Raw genomic sequence first — 18,823 nt, 5'->3', positions numbered from 1 at the left:
AAGATAACTGCAGGGTCTGAAAGAACCGCCGTTTCGTAGTAAGCAAATGCTTGAGAATGTTCCGGCTCAGTTCGAGGGTGCCTGCGAGGGGTGCCTGAGAGAATGGTGCTTTCCTGAACACTTCCTGATACATTCTTCGACAATTTTGTATAGAAGCAGAGAAGCTCATGATCGGAACGTTTGATTTAGCGATTTATGATGCACAGAGTCTGGCAGGGGAAGCTCTGCTGACAGTTCTGGAAGAAAGTCATTTAACGCCCGGGGTTATTTATCCGCTGACTGGAGGCTCAGATGAATCTGATGAGCCTGGTGACGATGCAACAGTCGTGTTCAAGGGTACTGAGCTGGATGTTCTGAGTGCCATGACGTTTAATTTTGCTGATGCAGATCTTCTGATAATACCAGCCGGCTCACGGATTAACCCTGAAGTGCTGAATCTTGCCAGTGAAAGCAGTTGCCGAGTGATAAATGGTTCTGCTGACAGTCAGGCTGATATTTACCTGTCTGGCTTGTCAGGTCAGGCTGATCTGACTGGGCTTCAGGAAGTCGCTATACCTTCCAGCTCCGCCGGGTTGATGTTGCAGGTACTGAAGTCTGTTCAGGATGCTGTAGGTATTGATTCAGTTAACGTTGTGGCCAATATTTCCCTGGCGGAAAGTGGTCAGAAAGGTATTGAAGAGTTACGGGGGCAGACGATAGATCTGCTCAGTGGTAAACCGGTCAAGAAAAAGCTTTTTGAACAGCGAATAGCCTTTAATGTGTTGCCTCAGGTAGGGGATGTTTCTGACAGTGGTTTTACATCACCTGAGCGTCAAATTGCTCAAGAGCTCGTGAAAGGGTTGGGTGAAAATGATCTCAGAGTGAGCGCCACTTGCGTCCGGGTTCCTGTTTTCTTTGGTGATAGTCTGGCTGTGCATCTGGATCTCGATCGTCCTGTGGATGAACAGGCTGTCAGAGAGCTTTTGTCAGGGGTAGATGGTGTGGAGTTGGCGGCTGTCGATGACATGCCTTCCGTTGAAACCGTTGCGGGCAAAGATGTCATTGTCGTTGGCCGAATTCGTCAAAATCCGGACCATGCTGATCAAATATGCCTCTGGATTGTTGCTGATCCTGTGAGATGTGGCGCAATTCAAGCATTGGTTGTGGCAGAAATATTGCTAAAAGACTTTTTAAAATGATAACTTAGCTGAGAATAGTGACAGTTCCGTATTGAAATTGTCAGAATAATATTTTTGTCCTGTTACCTTGCCTTGGTCTGAAGAGGTGAGGCTTCAGGTTATCAGGAACTGTTAACCGTACCGGTTTTATAGCTATGAGTGTTTCATGGCTTTTTGCAACTCGGCTTGGGTTGCTGCAGGGCACCTGTATTCTGCTTGAGGGTACCTGCACACATCTGAAAAGCTGTTTATTATAAAAATAGTCGTAAGTAAAAAACTTTGGGCTCAAAACATGGGTTGTGAAGAAGCTAACGACTTGGATTATGCAGTTTTTAACTCGGTTCTGCTTCAAGCTGTCGATGTCAGGTGTGTTTTACGGGCGGGTTTGCTGATACGCGCAGATAACAAGGATTCATGATGAGACTGCAAAAGCTTGTAGCAGCCATGGCCATATCAGGAGCTTTGGGTTCCGGTCTGGCCAATGCGCTGGGGTTGGGCGAAGTGCGCTTAAATTCGGCGCTGAATCAACCACTGGATGCCGAGATTGAATTGCTGCAAGTCCGAGAATTGACCCGGAATGAGATTCTGCCCAATCTTGCCAGTCGATCAGATTTTCAGCGAGCAGGTCTGGATAGACCTTTCAGCTTAACCGGCCTGAAATTTAAAACGATCCTGAGAGAAGATGGAACGGGCTATATTCACGTTTCCAGTGATCAGGTGGTTAGAGAACCTTTCCTTAATTTTCTGCTGGAAGTCCATTGGCCCAGTGGTCGGTTGCTCCGCGAATATACCATGCTTCTGGATCCGCCCGCGTTCAGCCAGCAACCCGCTGCACCGGTAAGGCCGGCTTCAACCCAAAATTACAACGGTGGAGTGCCTACACCTTCGCGTGGGCAGAATGTTAATCCATTCGATCAGGGCGGTTCTTTTGAGAGGTCGCCATCCTCCTACCGTCCGGAAGAAACTGCGTGGCCGATTCAGGCTACTCCGGTTAGAGATGAGCCTATTCGTACCGGTGCAGGAAGCTATTCCGAGCAGGGTCAGTCAGATAATTATCAAGTTCAGCCCAATGACAACCTCTGGAATATTGCCAGAAGTGTCAGGCCTTCCAGTGATCTGAGCGTTCAGCAAACCATGTTGGCCTTGCAGAAGAAAAACCCTAAAGCCTTTATTCAGAATAATATTAATCGCCTCAAAAAAGGGCAGGTGTTGCGTGTACCTGCCAGAGAGGAGATTGAAGAAGTCAGCTTCCAGGATGCTGTGGGAGAAGTGGCACGTCAGAATCGTGACTGGCAGGCTCGTTTGGAGCAGTTGGATGCTACACGACGCAGTTCTGCTGATGCAGGAGGTGAAGGGGCTGGCAATGATGGGCGTTTGTCTATTGTTGCAACCGATGATACCTCCGGTACGGGTAGTGATCTGGGTGGTGGTTCTGCGGATACCGCAACCACAGCATTGCAGAATGAGTTAGCGATGACTCGTGAGAAAATGGATGAGTTGACTCGCGAGAATGAAGAGCTGAAGAGTCGTCTGAAAGACCTTGATGACCAGATCAGTACTTTGAAGCGTCTGATTGATCTGAAAGATGATCAAATGGCTGCGTTGACGCAACAGCCGGATGGCCAACCTGTGGCTCAGACGCCTGAGCAGCAATCTCCTGAAGTTAAGCCTGTTCCTGTTCAGCCTGAACCAGAACCCAAGCCTGAGCCCGGTTTCCTGGATTTTCTGTTGGGTAACCCTCTTTATCTGGTCCTCGTAGCACTGGTGCCTCTGGGTCTGATTGCGGCACTGCTGATTTATCGTCGCCGCAAACAAGAAGAGGAAGAAGAGTTTGAGGAAGAATCTACTCTGGAGCCCATGTCTTTGATTCCTGAAGAACCGCAACAGGATGATCAGGAAGAGCTGGAACTGGATGAAACGCTTGAGATAGATGAAGACGGTCTGCTGGAAGATGAAGAGCAGGAAGAGACCACGCAGCAGACTGACGATGCCATTAGTGAAGCTGATATTTATATTGCTTATGGTCGATTCCCGCAAGCCGCTGAATTGCTGGAAAAGGCCATTGATAATGAGCCCGATCGTTCGGATCTTAGGCTTAAGCTGCTGGAGGTTCACGCAGAAAATAATGATCTGGAGAACTTCAAAACGGCACTGGTTGGGGTAGAGTCTTTAGATGATCAGGATGCTTTGCGTCAGGCAGATGCCTTTAAGGCTCGCTTCCCGGCGGATGCTTTTTCTGGTGATGCTGTTCCGGAAGCTGCCACCGAAGACAGTAGTGATGAGCTTGATCGATTCGACTTGAGTGAGGCGCTGACAGACGAGGCGGATGTTGACTCTGATGGTGAGTTAGGTGATCTGGAGTTTGATCTGGACGATCTGGACTTCAATAACGAACCTGCTGAGTCTGGTGATGCTGAGTCAGCGGATGATTTGGATTTCCAACTGGACGATCTGGATCTGGAAGCAGAGGGTTCCGATTTGGAAACAGCCCCTGAGCTGCCTGATTTGGAGGATGTTCAGGCGTCAACGGCTGCAGAAGAGCCTTTAGCAGCGATTGATGATCTCGATGATCTGGATCTTGACCTGGGTGAAGTCGGTGCGGATTCTGGCGAAGAGTCTCTCGGATTTGATGATGGGCTGCCTGATTTGGAATCGGCTCTGGAAGATGATGATCTTGACTTCCTTTCCGATGATGATGAAGCGGCTACAAAGCTGGATCTGGCCAGAGCCTATATTGATATGGGTGACAATGAAGGTGCCCGAGATATTCTGCAGGAAGTGTTGGAGTCTGGCACTGATGAGCAGAAGCAGGAAGCTCAAGCATTGATGGGGCAGGCGGATTAAGCGCCCGCTGTCTCTGTAAAATAAAGCCCGGGATGTTGGTTGAGTCCCGGGCTTTATTTATTCTGGCTTCTCCCTACCAATTTATCCTGCCGCCTGATAAATTCCCCTCCTTTTGATGTTTGGGTTGAGTATTCTTCATGCCGCGACTAGCTGCCAGTGTTCAATACGATGGCTCCCGTTACCACGGTTGGCAGAGTCTGAAGTCGGGACTTCCCTCGGTTCAGGCTGCTGTAGAAAAGGCGTTGTCCAAAGTTGCCAATCATCCTGTTTCTGTAGTTTGTGCAGGCAGAACAGATGCAGGGGTTCATGGTTGTAACCAGGTTATCCATTTTGATACGGATGCGGTGCGCAGTGGTTATGGCTGGACATTTGGTGGAAATACCAACCTGCCGGATGATATTTCCTTCAACTGGGTTCGCCCGGTTTCAGATGATTTTCATGCCCGCTACTCTGCGAAATGGCGCAGATACCGTTATGTGATACTCAATCGTCCTGTGAGGCCTGCCCATTTACCCAGAGGGGTGACTTTCTATTATCGCCCTCTGGATGTAGAGCTAATGAATATTGCCGGGCAGTACCTTATCGGGGAGCACGATTTCGATTCGTACCGGGCGGTACAGTGTCAGGCAAAGCATGCTGTTCGTGAAATACAGCACCTTAATGTGTACAGGCATGGTGATATGGTGGTGATTGATGTAAGGGCGAATGCTTTTCTTCACCACATGGTAAGAAATATTACGGGCGTGCTGTTGGAAGTGGGGGCGGGCAGAAAGGCGCCGATCTGGGCCAGAGAAGTACTGGACGCCCGAAAGCGTTCAGAAGGCGGAGCTACTGCCAAACCTTATGGTCTTTATTTTGTTGATGTTGGTTATCCGGATGAATTTGGTTTGCCAAAAAGTGAGCCTAACCCGTTTTTTGTGGCTTCAGCACTGCCCTGGTAGTCAGTCGACCTTTTTAAAAACATCTTGACAAGCCTGCGTGCAAATGATGTTTTGAATGAATGATCACACCAGGGACGGGTGATGAAAATTCAACGACAAATAGCTTTTGTTGGTTGGCTGTTAAGCTGTACAGCTTTTCTTTGTTTAATAACCAGTACCGCCTACTCAGATACCATGGAGTGGGGTGGTCAACCGGAAAATAGTTGCCTTGAAGAAGGCGCTTTAAAGGATGACCGCTGGAGTCGCCAGTTGCATCTGCGATTTAACTGGATTCCTTATTATCAATATGGACGTGTTGTCCGTGTTGCGGCCTGTAATAAGGATAGAGAGCAAGACTGGGTGCTTAATGATAACTCGGTTCAAACGCTGGAAGGCAAATCTCTGAAGGTTTTTCGATGGCGTAAACGGTTCCTTCCTGTTACCTCTTATCGAACATCCAAACATCTCCTTTCTGTTCGATATCATCAACAACGCTTGAGTTTTAAGTATAAAGGTCAGTCGTACTGTTTGATATTAAATCAGCAGAAGCGATTTAAAACGCTTCCCTGGGAAGCGTGTTTGGTATCAGATAACAGTCGCTGGCTGTTTGGCCTTCCACCTGATCCTGGTGAGGATGGTCTGATCGGGCTGGTGGGGGTTGATAGCAATAATGACGGTATCCGTGATGATGTGGAGCGCTTTATTGAACAGGAGTTGGTTGGTTCTATTGAAAAGAAAAAAGCTGCAAGACAGTTGGCAGAGGTGAGCCAGTTCAGGCTTGAAAATGCTTTTGACAGAGAAAAAATACTTCAGTTAGATGGCGAGTCGTCAGCAGCGGTTCTTTGTCTTGTTCATGTCATGGGTCAGGAGGCTAGCCGCTTTCGGCATAAAATGAAGGCGAGGATATATAATACGCAAGAGCGTATAGAGGCATGGAATAAAATGAACGCTTATTTAAGTGGAGTGCCTTATACGTTGCCAGATAATTTGGGGAGTCAATGCAAATTTTCAAGTGATGATTCAAATATGGAATAGTGAGCTTTTAATTACTCTGATCATATAGTTATTCAGGTGTCGTATCCACATATTCAGGGACGATTATGAAGAATATAGTGTTCTTAATGCTTGTATGTTTTTGTACAAATTTACAGGCTAATCAGTGTTCTGTAGCAAGGCCTCAATTAACCATTGTGTATGGCAATGGCATGCTCAATGATAGAGAAGATGCTGTCGAGGCTCAGGCTATGTTGAGTGTTTTGATGTCAGATCAACTTGCGGGCTACAACGTCAGTTATGACCTTTCCTATAACTACAACGAAAATATTGCTTACCAATTCCTAGAAGTCGCCCGACAGAAAGCTTTACAGGATTACAGTTTGATATTTTTATGGTTGGCAGGGGTAGAAGAGGCTCCGAGCTGGTTTGTTGAGGGCATGGAGTCAATCATAAATAGTTATGATGCGTTCAGTTATGTCTTTGACGGTGACTTGAGTCAGCATATTAGAGAATATGTCCGTAAAATAGGTCAATGTCGAAAGGTGTTGCTGGTGGCGCACTCCCAGGGGAATTTCTATGGTAATGAAGCCTGGCGGGCAGTTTACGAGAGCTCTGAAGTCGGTGTTGCCTTTAATCAGTTGAAACTGATGGGAATGGTGTCTGTTGCAACTCCAGCAAGCCTGGTGGGTTATCCTCTGGTGTATGAGGGAGATAAGCAGAAGGTGACTCGCTATCTGACTCTGTATGAAGACTGGGTGATTAGTGTTCTGGGGCGTGTGGGCATAAATGCTTTACCGGCGAATGTCTCCAATTCAGGTGAAAGCGACGATTGGATGAATCATAGTTTTGTGATGAGTTACCTATCAGGGGATCCCAGTGGGGATGTGCTCAAGGATCAGATTAGAAGTGTCGCTTATAATCTGGAAACACTCCCTTTTGCTCGTGATGCTCTGGATTCGTCGGCACTGGCCTCTGCTGGCTATGATCCCGCAGCTCGTATTCTGGAAGTTCAGTTTGTCGGCAGCGAAAGTCTCTACCGATACTATGGGGTGCCGGAATGGGTATACCGTGATCTGATCTCAGCTGAATCTATAGGCCGTTATTACAACCAGTTTATCAGGGGGCAATACCTTTCCAGAAGGCTGAATTAGCCTGGCCGTCAAAACCATTCTCTGAAAAATGAACCGGCACTTGCTTGAGACAAATGCCGGTTATTTCTGCTAACATCCATCTCCTGCTGTCAGTTTGTACCACATTTCACTGTTTTGGGTGAAAGTGCTGCTTGTCAGCGTCCTGTTCATGACTCCTTTCTTATCTATCTGTCCTGTAGCCGGCTTCCTGTTCGGGAGAGAGAGGGGTGAAGCAGTTATTCTTTCGCAATGGCGTTTGGCCAGGAGAGGCATTGTTGAAGACTCGGATCAAAATGTGTGGAGTCACCTCTATAGAAGAAGCACTTCAAGCCGTTGAGGCTGGAGTCGATGCGCTGGGACTGGTGTTCTATCCACCCAGCAAGCGTTTTGTCAGTGTTGAGAAGGCGAGTGAGATTGCCTTTGCCTTGCCACCCTTTATTACTCTGGTGGGGTTATTTGTGGACGCTGATGAAGCGGCGATTCAGACGGTGCTGGATCGGGTTCCTCTGGACTTATTGCAGTTTCATGGCAATGAAACCGATCAGGAGTGCGAGCGATGGCGAAGGAAATATATCAAGGCTTTGAGGGTTCGTCCCGGCACGTCAATTGAAGAATGTGCTGCAGCTTACCCTGGTGCTTGTGGTCTGCTTCTGGATTCCTATCGTAAAGGAGTACCAGGAGGGACGGGTGAAGCTTTTGATTGGCAACTGATCCCCGACAATCTGGATAAGCCGATTATCCTTGCCGGTGGCCTGAATCCTGAGAACGTTTCGCAAGCCATAGAACAGGTTGCGCCTTATGCTGTGGATGTCAGTAGTGGTGTCGAGAGCGGCGTAGAGAATGAAAGGGGTAAAGACCCCGAAAAGATGAAAGCCTTTGTCGAGGCGGTAAAGCAATGACTATAGATAAGAAGATAGATAAGAAGATAGATAAGAAGATTGATTATAAAAAGTTGAAAGATCTTCCGGATGAAACCGGTCATTTTGGGCGTTTTGGTGGTCGTTATGTCGCTGAAACCCTTATGTGTGTTCTTGAAGAGTTGGAAGCGACCTACAAGAAACTTTGGAATGATCCGGATTTTCAGGCTGACTTTGATCGTGATCTGGCTCATTACGTAGGCAGGCCCTCTCCGCTTTATCATGCACAACGGTGGTCTGACACTCTGGGTGGTGCACAAATCTACCTGAAGCGTGAAGACCTGAACCATACCGGTGCCCATAAAATCAATCATGCGATTGGTCAGGCTTTGCTGGCTAAGCACATGGGTAAAAAGCGGATTATTGCTGAGACCGGTGCAGGCCAGCATGGTGTGGCGACTGCGACAGTGGCTGCCCGTTTGGGGTTGGAATGCATTGTTTACATGGGCGCCAAAGACGTAAAACGTCAGGCTCTGAATGTCTATCGTATGAAGCTGTTAGGCGCTACGGTTGTTCCTGTCGAAAGTGGCTCACAGACACTAAAAGATGCGATCAATGAAGCGCTGCGTGACTGGGTAACCCGTCCCGAAGAAACCTTTTACATTCTTGGTACGGTTTGCGGGCCTCACCCTTATCCGGAAATGGTTCGTAACTTCCAAAGCGTTATTGGTCGTGAAGCACGAAGACAATGTCAGGAGATGACTCAGCGCCTGCCCGACGCATTAGTAGCGTGTGTGGGAGGCGGCTCCAATGCCATGGGGCTGTTTTATGAGTTTCTGCAGGACGAAAGTGTCAAGATATACGGTGTTGAAGCCGGTGGTCACGGTGTCGAGTCTGGAGAGCATGCTGCACGAATGTCTGCCGAAAGGCAGGGCGTTTTTCAGGGGCAGCGAAGCTACCTGATGTGTGACGACGATGGTCAGATTATAGAGAGTTATTCGGTCTCTGCGGGTCTGGATTATCCGGGAGTAGGACCGGAGCACAGTCATCTCAGGTCGGTGGGGCGTGCTGAATACCCTTGTGTAACAGATGATGAGGCGCTGGCTGCATTTAGAAGTCTGACACGTATGGAAGGAATTATGCCGGCTCTGGAAAGTTCTCATGCCTTGGCTTTTGCTGAAAAGCTGGCTCCAACCATGGATAAGGATCAGATTATTCTGGTTAACCTTTCTGGTCGTGGAGACAAGGATATCCATACCGTGGCTGAAATAGATGGACTGACGTTCTGAGCAATGGGGGAGAGTAATTATGAGAATTAAACAGTGCTTTGAACAATTGTCCAAGAATGGGCGTAAGGCTCTGATGCCCTATATTACTGCAGGTGACCCGGCTGAGAAGACCGTGGATATCCTGCATAAGATGGTAGCCAGCGGCGCAAATCTGATTGAACTTGGGTTCCCATTCTCTGATCCGATGGCTGATGGACCTGTGATTGCAGAAGCTCATGAGCGCGCATTATCACAAGGTGTTACATTGAATGACGTTTTTTCAATGGTAACTCGCTTCAGGGAAAACGATAATACTACCCCGATTGTCCTGATGGGCTATCTGAACCCAGTTGAAATTATGGGTTATGAGGTGTTTGCAACTCGGGCGGCTGAGGCTGGAGTGGATGGTGTTCTGATTGTGGATTTACCCGCAGAGTTTGCTGGAGATCTGGTTGAGCACTTGAAGCCAAGGCAGATTGACATGATTAATCTGATTACGCCAACGACGACCGATGAGCGCATTCGCAAGATTTGTTCTGTTGCTTCAGGATTTGTGTACTACGTCTCTCTTAAAGGCGTGACAGGATCCAGTAAGCTGGATCTGGGCAGTGTTCAGTCCAGAGTGGCTCATATTAAAGGATTTACCGACCTGCCAGTGGGTGTTGGGTTTGGTATCCGGGATGGTGAGTCAGCAGCTGCCATTTCTTCGGTCGCAGATGGGGTTGTTGTAGGTTCCCTGTTGGTATCTGAACTGGCCAATTATGACAGCCAGAGCGAAGGTGCCATTGACAAGGTCTCTGATCATCTCGAAGAAATGCGTCAGGCAATGGATAAAGGTTAAATACAGCCGTGAGCTGTATAGATAGCCGTGAGCTGTATAGATAGCCGTGAGCTGTATAGATAGCCGTGAGCGATGGAGTTGTTTTTCATGACTCTCGGTGATGAAGAGCTTCATGGCTCTCAGTCCTGAACAGGATAACGTCATGAACGGCATGAATTAAAGGCAGTAGATGTGAGGGAGTACTTTGAATGACTCCTTCTTTCAGGTCTGATGCCAATAGACAGGAAGCGTGAATGAGTAACTGGCTAGTCGACAAACTGATACCTTCGCTGTCACGTTCTACGAGTCAGCAGAAGAGCAGTAATGTGCCAGAGGGATTGTGGCGCAAGTGTGTTAAGTGTGAGTCGGTTCTGTACCGTCCGGAGCTTGAGAGAAATCTGGATGTCTGTCCCAAGTGCAGTCATCACATGCGTGTTGGTGCGCGAAAGCGTCTGGAATATTTTCTGGATAAGAGCGGAACTGAAGAGTTGTTCTCAGAAATTGAGCCTGTCGATAAGCTCAAGTTTCGGGATTCAAAGAAGTACAAGGATCGCCTCGCATCAGCTCAGAAGCAAACGGGCGAAAAGGATGCCTTGATTGCAATGAAGGGGCAGCTGGAAGGTTTGCCTGTTATTGCTGTCGCCTTTGAGTTCAGCTTCATGGGTGGCTCAATGGGATCAGTTGTCGGTGAGAAGTTTGCTCGTGCTGCAGAACTGAGTCTGGAGCTCAAAATTCCATTGGTCTGCTTTTCTGCCAGTGGTGGAGCTCGTATGCAGGAAGCGTTGTTTTCCCTGATGCAGATGGCTAAAACCAGTGCTGCATTAGAACGTATGAAGCAGCAGGGTGTACCTTACTTTTCGGTTCTGACAGACCCTGTGTATGGTGGCGTGTCTGCTTCTCTGGCTATGCTGGGTGATACCAATATTGCTGAGCCAGGTGCGTTGATTGGTTTTGCTGGTCCCCGGGTTATCGAACAGACTGTTCGTGAGAAGTTGCCAGAGGGCTTCCAGCGCAGTGAGTTTCTGCTCGAGCATGGTGCCATTGATATGATTGTTGATCGTGGTGAAATGCGGTCGACAATAGCTCGCCTTTGCAGAAAAATGCAGGGAATGGCTGCGGTTCCTGTTGAGTCAGATTCTGACTTTGACGCAGTTGAAGATGAAGTTATTACTGCTGCAGGGTGATAGCTGAAATGATTGAGTGACTGCCCTGACGGGTAGTCACTTGACTTAATTATGTAAATCATACGCTGTTCACGATTTTCCTACATTACCATTAGGTAAAACTATTTACCTGCCAATCACTCCCCTCTATCATGCTGACCTTTGATGTTCTTCTAAGGAATCCCTCCATGACGCACCAGCAAAACAGTCAGCCTCCTTTTGAGCAGCTGTCTGATTGGCTTGACTGGTTGGAAAATACCCGGCCTGAACATGAGATGGAGCTTGGGCTGGACAGAATAAGGAAAGTGGCTGAAAGGCTCGATCTCCTCAAGCCCGCGCCTTTTGTTATTACTGTAGGAGGTACTAACGGTAAGGGATCTACAGTGGCTATTCTCGAATCCATACTTCTTGCTGCTGGCTACAAGGTGGGTGTGTATACCTCACCTCATCTCCTACGATTCAACGAACGAATTAAAGTGAATAATGTTGAAGCCAGTGATGAAGCACTGTGTAACTCTTTCGAAAAAGTGAATGAGGGTCTCGATGGGGACTGGCTCTCCTATTTTGAGTTTGCAGTATTGCTGGCTGTGGACGTGTTTCAGAAAGAGAAAATAGACATAGCACTTATGGAAGTAGGTCTTGGTGGTCGTCTGGATGCGACCAATGTCATCGAACCAGATGTTTCGGTAATTACTACCGTAGGGTTGGATCATCAGGACTGGCTGGGGTACAGTATCGAAGCCATCGCAAAAGAGAAGGCCGGAATCTTCCGACCGGAAAAGCCCGCTGTATTTGGGGGTGTGGAAATACCAAACAGTATCGTCGAGCAAGCTGTCAGGTTAGAGTCGGCTTTATATAGAAGAAAGAAGGAGTTTGAGTTAAGGGAAGAGAACAGTACATGGAGTTGGAAGGGATTGGCCAAGACTGGCGAACCTCTTGAGTACGCTTACCTGCCTATACCTGCATTGGTCATCGATAATGCGACCACTGCTCTACAAGCGATACAGTTTTTACCTGAAGTAGTAAATCGTGATGCTATCGTAGAAGGTTTGAAGGCATCGAGCCTGCCAGGTCGCTATGAAAAAGTAGTTGAAATCAATCAGCGTGGGGAGAAAGTTGAGGTCATTCTCGATGTAGCTCATAACCCTCAGGCAGCTGGCAAACTGGTGGAGCGCCTCAAGGCAGATCCGGTACCAGGAAAAACTCGAGCATTGATTGCTATCTTCAAAGATAAAGACTATCACGGAGTTATCGAGTCTCTAGCAGAGGTCGTAGATGAGTGGGTCGTTACTGATTTTGACTCGCCGAGAGCTCTTGGTAAAGATGATCTCAGTGAGGCAGTGGCCAGGTATTCTGAGTTGCCAGATAAAGCTGAAAGTACAGAGCTAGGTTTTCAACAGCTCGTAGAGGCTTCGACGAGCAGAGATAGGGTTCTCGTTGTTGGTTCGTTTTTGACTGTTGGTGCGATTTTGATCAGTAATGGCGAAGCCCTCCCTTCTAAATAATCTTTCCCTTATAGGCGCGACATATACTTGAGTGTTTCCCGAAGAAATGAGTAATGGACTGTCGTGTAATGCGGCTGGTTAGTATAGGTTAGAATGTGTATGATTGGCAGCCTTGTAGAAATACGACTTTGATTGGTGGAGTGGTTTTTCTTGTAGCGATTGTCTGACTTTTGAGCAAATTCTATGGGCTATGGCCTTTGGAAAATACAATTTTATATACTGCTTTTCAGAGTGAGTGTGATCTGAAGGGCGGTAGCGTGGCTAAATGTTGTGAGCAAAAATTTCAAAGTATGACTTTGAAGACTTTGGGTGAACGAACTTTATGGCTACCATTTACATCATATCAACTAATGAAGAAGTAGGCTTAATGGCTTTGTGTTGAGTTTAGATTGACTATAGATTCTAGTAAGGAAAACTCATGCAGGCATTGGTAAATTAGCCAAAAGTCAGATGATTTTCATCTTCATATTTAAAATATAAGAAGTAATTCGCTAAATATGGAAGTTTTTCATCCTGAATTCAAGTCATAAGTGCATAACCCATGACTTTTCTTGCATCTATTCCTGTTAACTCTTTAAATGCCTCATAAGGGGTTTTGTAACCCAGGCATTTTCTAGGTCTACCATTCAGCTTATCGACCGCAATGATGACTTCTTTGTCTGTGACATTATCAAGCTCCATCGACTTGGGAAAATACTGCCTTAGCAGACCATTAGCGTTTTCATTCTGGCCTCTCTCCCATGAGTGATAGGGTACAGCGAAATAGCTGTCACAGCTCAAAGCTTTTGCTACCTCTTCATGCTCAACAAATTCTCTTCCATTGTCGTAAGTTATGGTTTTGACAAACTTCTTTAAAGGCTTGAGAGAGCTAACCATCGCCTGTTTAACTGCTTTCGCCTTCTTTCCTGGCAGTGGTACTGCAAGGCGAAGCTTGGTCTTGCGCTCATCCATTGTGACAACGGCTCCTTTATGGTTTTTGCCAATTATTGTATCGGCTTCCCAGTCTCCAACCCGTTTCCGGTCATTAGCAATCTCCGGACGGTGTTCTATGCCAACACGGTTAGGAATGCCTGTTCGATTATGGGCTGAACCATATCGTTTTCGGTACGTTTTACCTTGGTGGCGCAAGTGCTTATAAAGCGTTCCACCGGTTTTTTTGTCTTCCAGTATGAACTGGTAAACGGTCTCATGATGAAGCTTTATGACACCTTCCTGCTCGAGCCTTCCGACAACTTGCTCAGGGCTCCAGTCTTCTCTGATATCACGCTCAATCCGTTGTTTAATGTCATCAGTAAGCTTTATCGACTTGGTCTTTTCCTTATGCCGTTCTTCAGCCTTGCCGTGCGCTTGCTTGTGACGGTAGCCTCTTTGTCCTGTATTGCGGCCCAGCTCGCGGGACAAGCTACTCTGGGATCGCCCCAGTGCCTTGGCAATCTTATTTTGAGAGACTCCTTCTTTCAGTTGAAGTTCGATATAATTTCTTTCTTCAAGGCTCAGGTGTGTATAGGCCATCCTTGGCTTCCTTTGCTTGGTTTCGTCGCTAACAGAGTACCCCTGAGTCTTGATTCATTTCAAAGGTGTGTAGCGATCAGTTGATTACAGAGGTTATGCACTTATGATACGGATTCAGGCATATCTATACTGCACAAAAAAGTGGAATGCTTTTTGAATTATGTTAAAAATTGCTGGAAGCAGTGTTGAAAATCATATCAGAGAGAATGACTAGTTTGGTTAAGAAAGTTGTTAGGCTATAACTTCTATAGTTTTATTTAGAACAGTTAGATCGAAGAAAGTTTAGTTTTTTTTTTGGGTGTCTCCATTGGTGAGTTTGTTAGTGCATAGCATTAGGTATATCTCAGCTTTGATTAAATTTTTATAGGGTTTCATAGGTGAATATAGAGAAGCAATTAATTGACAAGATTTACAGTAAAAAAGCTACGATTGGTATTGTAGGTCTTGGATATGTTGGTCTACCTCTTATGCTGCGTTATGTCGATGAAGGATATAGCGTTTTGGGAATCGATATTGACCCAACAAAAGTAGATAAATTGAATGATGGGTTGAGTTATATTGAACACATTTCCTCAAACGATATTGCAAATGCTATAGAAAAAAATCTTTTTGAAGCAACCACTGACTTCTCTAGAGCGAGTGATGCTGATGCTCTAATACTTTGTGTTCCTACTCCACTGAATAAATACCGTGAGCCTGATTTAAGTTTTGTCATTGAAACTATTGATGCTCTAGTACCTTATTTGCGTAAAGCTCAAGTTGTTTCGTTAGAGAGTACTACATATCCAGGAACAACTGAAGAAGAGCTGCTTCCAAGAATTAAACAGGGTGGGTTGGAAGTTGGTGAGGATATCTTTTTAGTGTACTCACCAGAGCGAGAAGACCCGGGTAATCCAGACTTTGAAACACGGACTATACCCAAAGTATGTGGTGGACATACAGCCTCTTGTAAGAGTGTAGGTTTGGCATTGTATAGTGTTGCAATTGATAGGGTTGTACCAGTTTCATCGACGAAAGCAGCGGAAATGACTAAATTGCTCGAAAATATTCATCGAGCAGTAAATATTGGTCTGGTCAATGAACTCAAAGTTGTTGCTGATCGTATGGATATTGATATACACGAAGTCATCAATGCTGCAGCAACTAAACCTTTCGGCTTTACCCCTTACTATCCTGGTCCTGGTTTAGGGGGGCACTGTATACCGATTGACCCATTCTATCTAACTTGGAAGGCAAGAGAGTTTGGATTGCATACTCGTTTTATCGAGTTAGCTGGTGAGATTAATACCTATATGCCTCGATTTGTTGTCGACAAGTTGACTGATGCTCTTAATGAGCGAGGGAAATCTTTGAAAGGAAGTAGGATTTTGGTGCTTGGAATTGCGTATAAGAAAAATGTGGATGATATGCGTGAATCTCCTGCTGTTGAATTAATGGAAAGACTGGAAAAGAAAGGTGCTCTGGTAGAGTATTCAGATCCGCACGTACCAGTCTTTCCGGAAATGAGGGAGCATTGTTTTGATCTTAGCAGCATTGAGCTGACCCCGGAAAATATTACTCAGTATGACTGTGTGTTATTAGCTACAAATCATGACTCATTTGATTATGAAATGATTCTTAAAAACTCAAATCTTATTGTAGATACTCGTGGCAAGTACCTAGAGCCTTTGAGTCATGTTGTAAAAGCCTGAACAGGTTGAAGAGATAGAAGTTTTGCAATCTATGAACGGTTGATTTAAAGGTTATTAAAAGGAAAAACTATGTTTCGCATCGTAACAGACAGAAAAATAAGAGTTGCTTTAGTGGGGTGTGGCAGGATTTCCATTAAACATGGAGAAGCCTTTCAGCGCCATAGCAGTGATCTTGAATTGGTAGCTGTCTGCGATACGGATTCATCTGCTTTGGAAAAGGCTAAAGCCGAATATCAAGTGCCAGGATATCAGAAACTTGAAGAGTTGTTGGCCAGAGAGGATCTAGATGCTGTTTCTTTGTGTACGCCTAGTGGACTTCACCCTGAACAAACTGTAAAAGCTGCAGAAGCCGGTGTTCATGTTATTAGCGAAAAGCCAATGGCTACGAGGTGGTCACATGGTCAAAAAATGGTGAAGGCGTGTGATGAAGCAGGAGTTCGATTGTTTGTTGTAAAACAAAATCGTAGAAATACCACTTTACAGTTACTGAAACGGGCAATGGATGAAAACCGTTTTGGCAAGATCCATATGGTGCATCTGAATGTATTTTGGACTCGACCACAAGAGTACTATGACCGCGCAAAATGGTGTGGAACTTGGGAGTTTGATGGTGGGGCTTTTATGAATCAAGCAAGTCACTACGTTGATTTAATGGAGTGGCTGATTGGCCCGGTTTCAGATGTCCAATGTATGACCTCTACGCATAGAAGTATCGAAGTAGAAGATACTGGAGTTATGAATATTCGTTGGAGAAATGGTGCGCTTGGATCCATGGCTGTCACTATGTGCACTTATCCGAGGAATTTGGAAGGGTCAATCACTATTCTGGGAGAGAAGGGAACTGTCAGGATTGGTGGCGTAGCTGTCAATGAAATTCAGGAATGGCAATTTTCAGATAGCCGGGACTATGATCAGGAGGTTGATTCAGCCAATTATGAAACAACTTCAGTATATGGTTTTGGCCATCCTCTTTACTATAAAAATGTGATTGATACATTTAGAGGTAAGGCTGAACCAGAGACGGATGGTCGAGAAGGTCTTAAGTCTCTCGAATTACTGATAGCAGCTTATCTCTCAGCGAGAGATGGAAAAACAGTTTCATTGCCACTGGAGTATTGATTGAATGACACAACAATTATTCAGTGCACATGAAAGTGCAATAATTGATGAAGGAGCTCAAATAGGAAGGGAAACTCGAATCTGGCATTGGGTGCACATCTGCTCCAAGGCTAAAATTGGAGAGTACTGTTCCTTGGGGCAAAACGCATTCATTGGCAATAAAGTTTTGATTGGTGATAACGTTAAAATTCAGAACAATGTTTCTGTTTACGATAATGTTACTCTAGAAGATGATGTGTTTTGTGGGCCCAGTATGGTGTTTACTAATGTCTATAATCCTCGCTCGGCAGTAAGCAGAAAGGATGAATATCTAGATACTTTGGTAAAACGTGGTGCAACACTTGGAGCTAATTGTACAATAATCTGCGGCACAAGAATCGGGCAGTATGCATTTGTAGCGGCTGGCGCAGTAGTTACCAAAGATGTTCCTGACTATGCCCTTATGGCAGGCGTTCCTGCAAGACAGATAGGGTGGATGAGTGAATATGGGGTACGTTTAGATTTGCCTCTTGAAGGTAGTGGTGAGTATATCTGCCCGAAAACCCAAGATGTTTATCGCCTTATTGGTAATCAAGTATCCAAATCCTAAATTGAATGAAATTCTAAGGTTACGAAGTATGAATGAATACTTTGTGACCTTTTTAAATATGTGTAAAGCTCATGGAATTTATTGATTTAAAAGCTCAATACAGTCGTATTGAAAAAGATGTTAATCGACGCATTAAAGGTGTATTGGATCACGGTAAGTATATTCTTGGCCCAGAAGTCACTGAGCTTGAAGAAAGATTGGCTGATTATGTTGGAGTCAAACATTGCATATCTGTTGCTAATGGAACTGATGCTCTTCAGATTGCTCTGATGTCTCTAGGAATAAAGCCGGGGGATGAAGTTATTTCACCAGCCTTCTCGTATATTGCTACGGCTGAAACTGGTGCACTTTTGGGTGCTAAAATTGTATATGTAGATGTAGATCCTAAAACATATAACCTTGACCCCTTATTATTAGAAGCAGCAATTACTGAGCGGACCAAAGCAATTATTCCCGTTTCTCTTTATGGTCAATGCGCTGACTTTGATTCAATAAATGCAATTGCGAGTAAGTATAATCTTCCAGTTATTGAAGATGGTGCCCAGAGTTTTGGTGCTACTTATAAAGACCAGCTTTCGTGCGGACTTTCTACCATTGGATGTACCAGCTTTTTCCCATCTAAACCACTAGGGTGTTATGGTGATGGTGGAGCTATGTTCACTAATGATGATGACTTGGCGTTAATACTGAGGCAGATTGCCCGACATGGGCAGGATAGGCGGTACCATCATGTTCGGATTGGGGTTAATAGCCGTTTGGATACTCTTCAGGCTGCAGTATTATTAAGTAAGTTAGAGGTATTTGATGAGGAGATTATAGCTCGTAAAAAAATAGGAGAGCGATATACAGAAAAGCTAATAAAACACAGAGATATTGTCCCACCTTATATTGAATCACATAACACAAGCGTTTACGCTCAGTACACTGTACAAGTTGAAGACCGTAAATATGTACAGTCAACTTTACAAAACGCTGGAATTCCTACCGCTGTACACTATCCGCTCCCACTTAATTTGCAGCCTGCTGTAGCAGATAGTACCGTTTCTCTTCCTGTGGGAGAGAAGTTGGCTAAAAGAGTAATTAGTCTGCCATTTCATCCTGCTTTATCAGAAGATGAGCAAGAATACATTTTGGATAGACTAATCATATAGATAATATCTATCGAGTCTTTAAGCGCTAGCTAGGGAGCATATATGAAATGTTTTTTAGTGATAAGGTCAAAGTGAATTTTAGAATGATGCTTGAATCTTTA

At 45.5% G+C, this 18,823-nt stretch carries 15 protein-coding genes; 14 read left to right on the top strand and 1 reads right to left on the bottom strand.

Annotated elements, in window-relative coordinates; all coding sequences use genetic code 11:
• Positions 1-167: 167 nt before the first annotated feature.
• From GZ78_RS24380 to folC, 10 genes are all read left to right on the top strand, one after another.
• A complete protein-coding gene (locus tag GZ78_RS24380) occupies positions 168-1,178 on the top strand; it encodes an Asd/ArgC dimerization domain-containing protein (RefSeq protein WP_034842254.1) in 1,011 nt (336 codons plus the stop codon).
• 393 nt (positions 1,179-1,571) lie between these two features.
• Positions 1,572-4,001, top strand: a complete 2,430-nt coding sequence (locus GZ78_RS24375; RefSeq protein WP_081870023.1) for a FimV/HubP family polar landmark protein — start codon at positions 1,572-1,574, stop codon at positions 3,999-4,001.
• 137 nt (positions 4,002-4,138) lie between these two features.
• Positions 4,139-4,942, top strand: a complete 804-nt coding sequence (truA, locus tag GZ78_RS24370) for a tRNA pseudouridine(38-40) synthase TruA (RefSeq protein ID WP_034842250.1) — start codon at positions 4,139-4,141, stop codon at positions 4,940-4,942.
• A gap of 81 nt (positions 4,943-5,023) precedes the next feature.
• Complete coding sequence (locus GZ78_RS24365; RefSeq protein WP_034842248.1) at positions 5,024-5,956, top strand: hypothetical protein; 933 nt, start codon at positions 5,024-5,026, stop codon at positions 5,954-5,956.
• Between the two features lie 170 nt (positions 5,957-6,126).
• Positions 6,127-7,068, top strand: coding sequence for a KTSC domain-containing protein (locus tag GZ78_RS30090; protein ID WP_201772793.1), 942 nt, complete (start codon positions 6,127-6,129; stop codon positions 7,066-7,068).
• A 206-nt stretch (positions 7,069-7,274) separates the two neighbouring features.
• Positions 7,275-7,946 (top strand): phosphoribosylanthranilate isomerase, encoded by a 672-nt coding sequence (locus GZ78_RS24355; RefSeq protein WP_236631680.1) that lies wholly within the window; start codon positions 7,275-7,277, stop codon positions 7,944-7,946.
• Positions 7,943-9,193 (top strand): tryptophan synthase subunit beta, encoded by a 1,251-nt coding sequence (gene trpB, locus GZ78_RS24350; RefSeq protein WP_081870022.1) that lies wholly within the window; start codon positions 7,943-7,945, stop codon positions 9,191-9,193. Before GZ78_RS24355 ends, trpB begins: the two co-directional genes overlap by 4 nt.
• 16 nt (positions 9,194-9,209) lie before the next feature.
• Positions 9,210-10,013 carry a tryptophan synthase subunit alpha gene (trpA, locus tag GZ78_RS24345; protein WP_034842244.1) on the top strand — a complete coding sequence of 268 codons (804 nt, stop codon included), beginning with the start codon at positions 9,210-9,212 and terminating at the stop codon, positions 10,011-10,013.
• A gap of 233 nt (positions 10,014-10,246) precedes the next feature.
• On the top strand, positions 10,247-11,176 hold the full coding sequence (gene accD / locus GZ78_RS24340) for an acetyl-CoA carboxylase, carboxyltransferase subunit beta (protein WP_034842242.1): 930 nt from the start codon (positions 10,247-10,249) through the stop codon (positions 11,174-11,176).
• A 167-nt stretch (positions 11,177-11,343) separates the two neighbouring features.
• On the top strand, positions 11,344-12,660 hold the full coding sequence (folC, locus tag GZ78_RS24335) for a bifunctional tetrahydrofolate synthase/dihydrofolate synthase (protein ID WP_051786512.1): 1,317 nt from the start codon (positions 11,344-11,346) through the stop codon (positions 12,658-12,660).
• Positions 12,661-13,179: 519 nt separating this feature from the next.
• Here the strand turns inward: folC and GZ78_RS24330 are convergent.
• Positions 13,180-14,172, bottom strand: a complete 993-nt coding sequence (locus tag GZ78_RS24330; protein WP_034842240.1) for an IS30 family transposase — start codon at positions 14,170-14,172, stop codon at positions 13,180-13,182.
• A 377-nt stretch (positions 14,173-14,549) separates the two neighbouring features.
• Here GZ78_RS24330 and GZ78_RS24325 point away from each other — a divergent pair, with 377 nt between their 5' ends.
• From GZ78_RS24325 to GZ78_RS24310, 4 genes are all read left to right on the top strand, one after another.
• A complete protein-coding gene (locus GZ78_RS24325; protein ID WP_034842238.1) occupies positions 14,550-15,863 on the top strand; it encodes a nucleotide sugar dehydrogenase in 1,314 nt (437 codons plus the stop codon).
• Between the two features lie 69 nt (positions 15,864-15,932).
• Positions 15,933-16,982, top strand: coding sequence for a Gfo/Idh/MocA family protein (locus GZ78_RS24320; RefSeq protein ID WP_034842235.1), 1,050 nt, complete (start codon positions 15,933-15,935; stop codon positions 16,980-16,982).
• A gap of 4 nt (positions 16,983-16,986) precedes the next feature.
• Complete coding sequence (locus tag GZ78_RS24315) at positions 16,987-17,571, top strand: acyltransferase (protein ID WP_034842234.1); 585 nt, start codon at positions 16,987-16,989, stop codon at positions 17,569-17,571.
• Between the two features lie 71 nt (positions 17,572-17,642).
• Positions 17,643-18,722: a DegT/DnrJ/EryC1/StrS family aminotransferase gene (locus GZ78_RS24310; RefSeq protein WP_034842232.1), complete on the top strand. Its 1,080-nt coding sequence runs from the start codon at positions 17,643-17,645 to the stop codon at positions 18,720-18,722.
• Positions 18,723-18,823 lie beyond the last annotated feature (101 nt).

The organism is Endozoicomonas numazuensis, assembly GCF_000722635.1.
Classification (GTDB): Bacteria; Pseudomonadota; Gammaproteobacteria; order Pseudomonadales; family Endozoicomonadaceae; genus Endozoicomonas_A; species Endozoicomonas_A numazuensis.
This window is presented reverse-complemented; position numbering and strand designations above follow the sequence as displayed.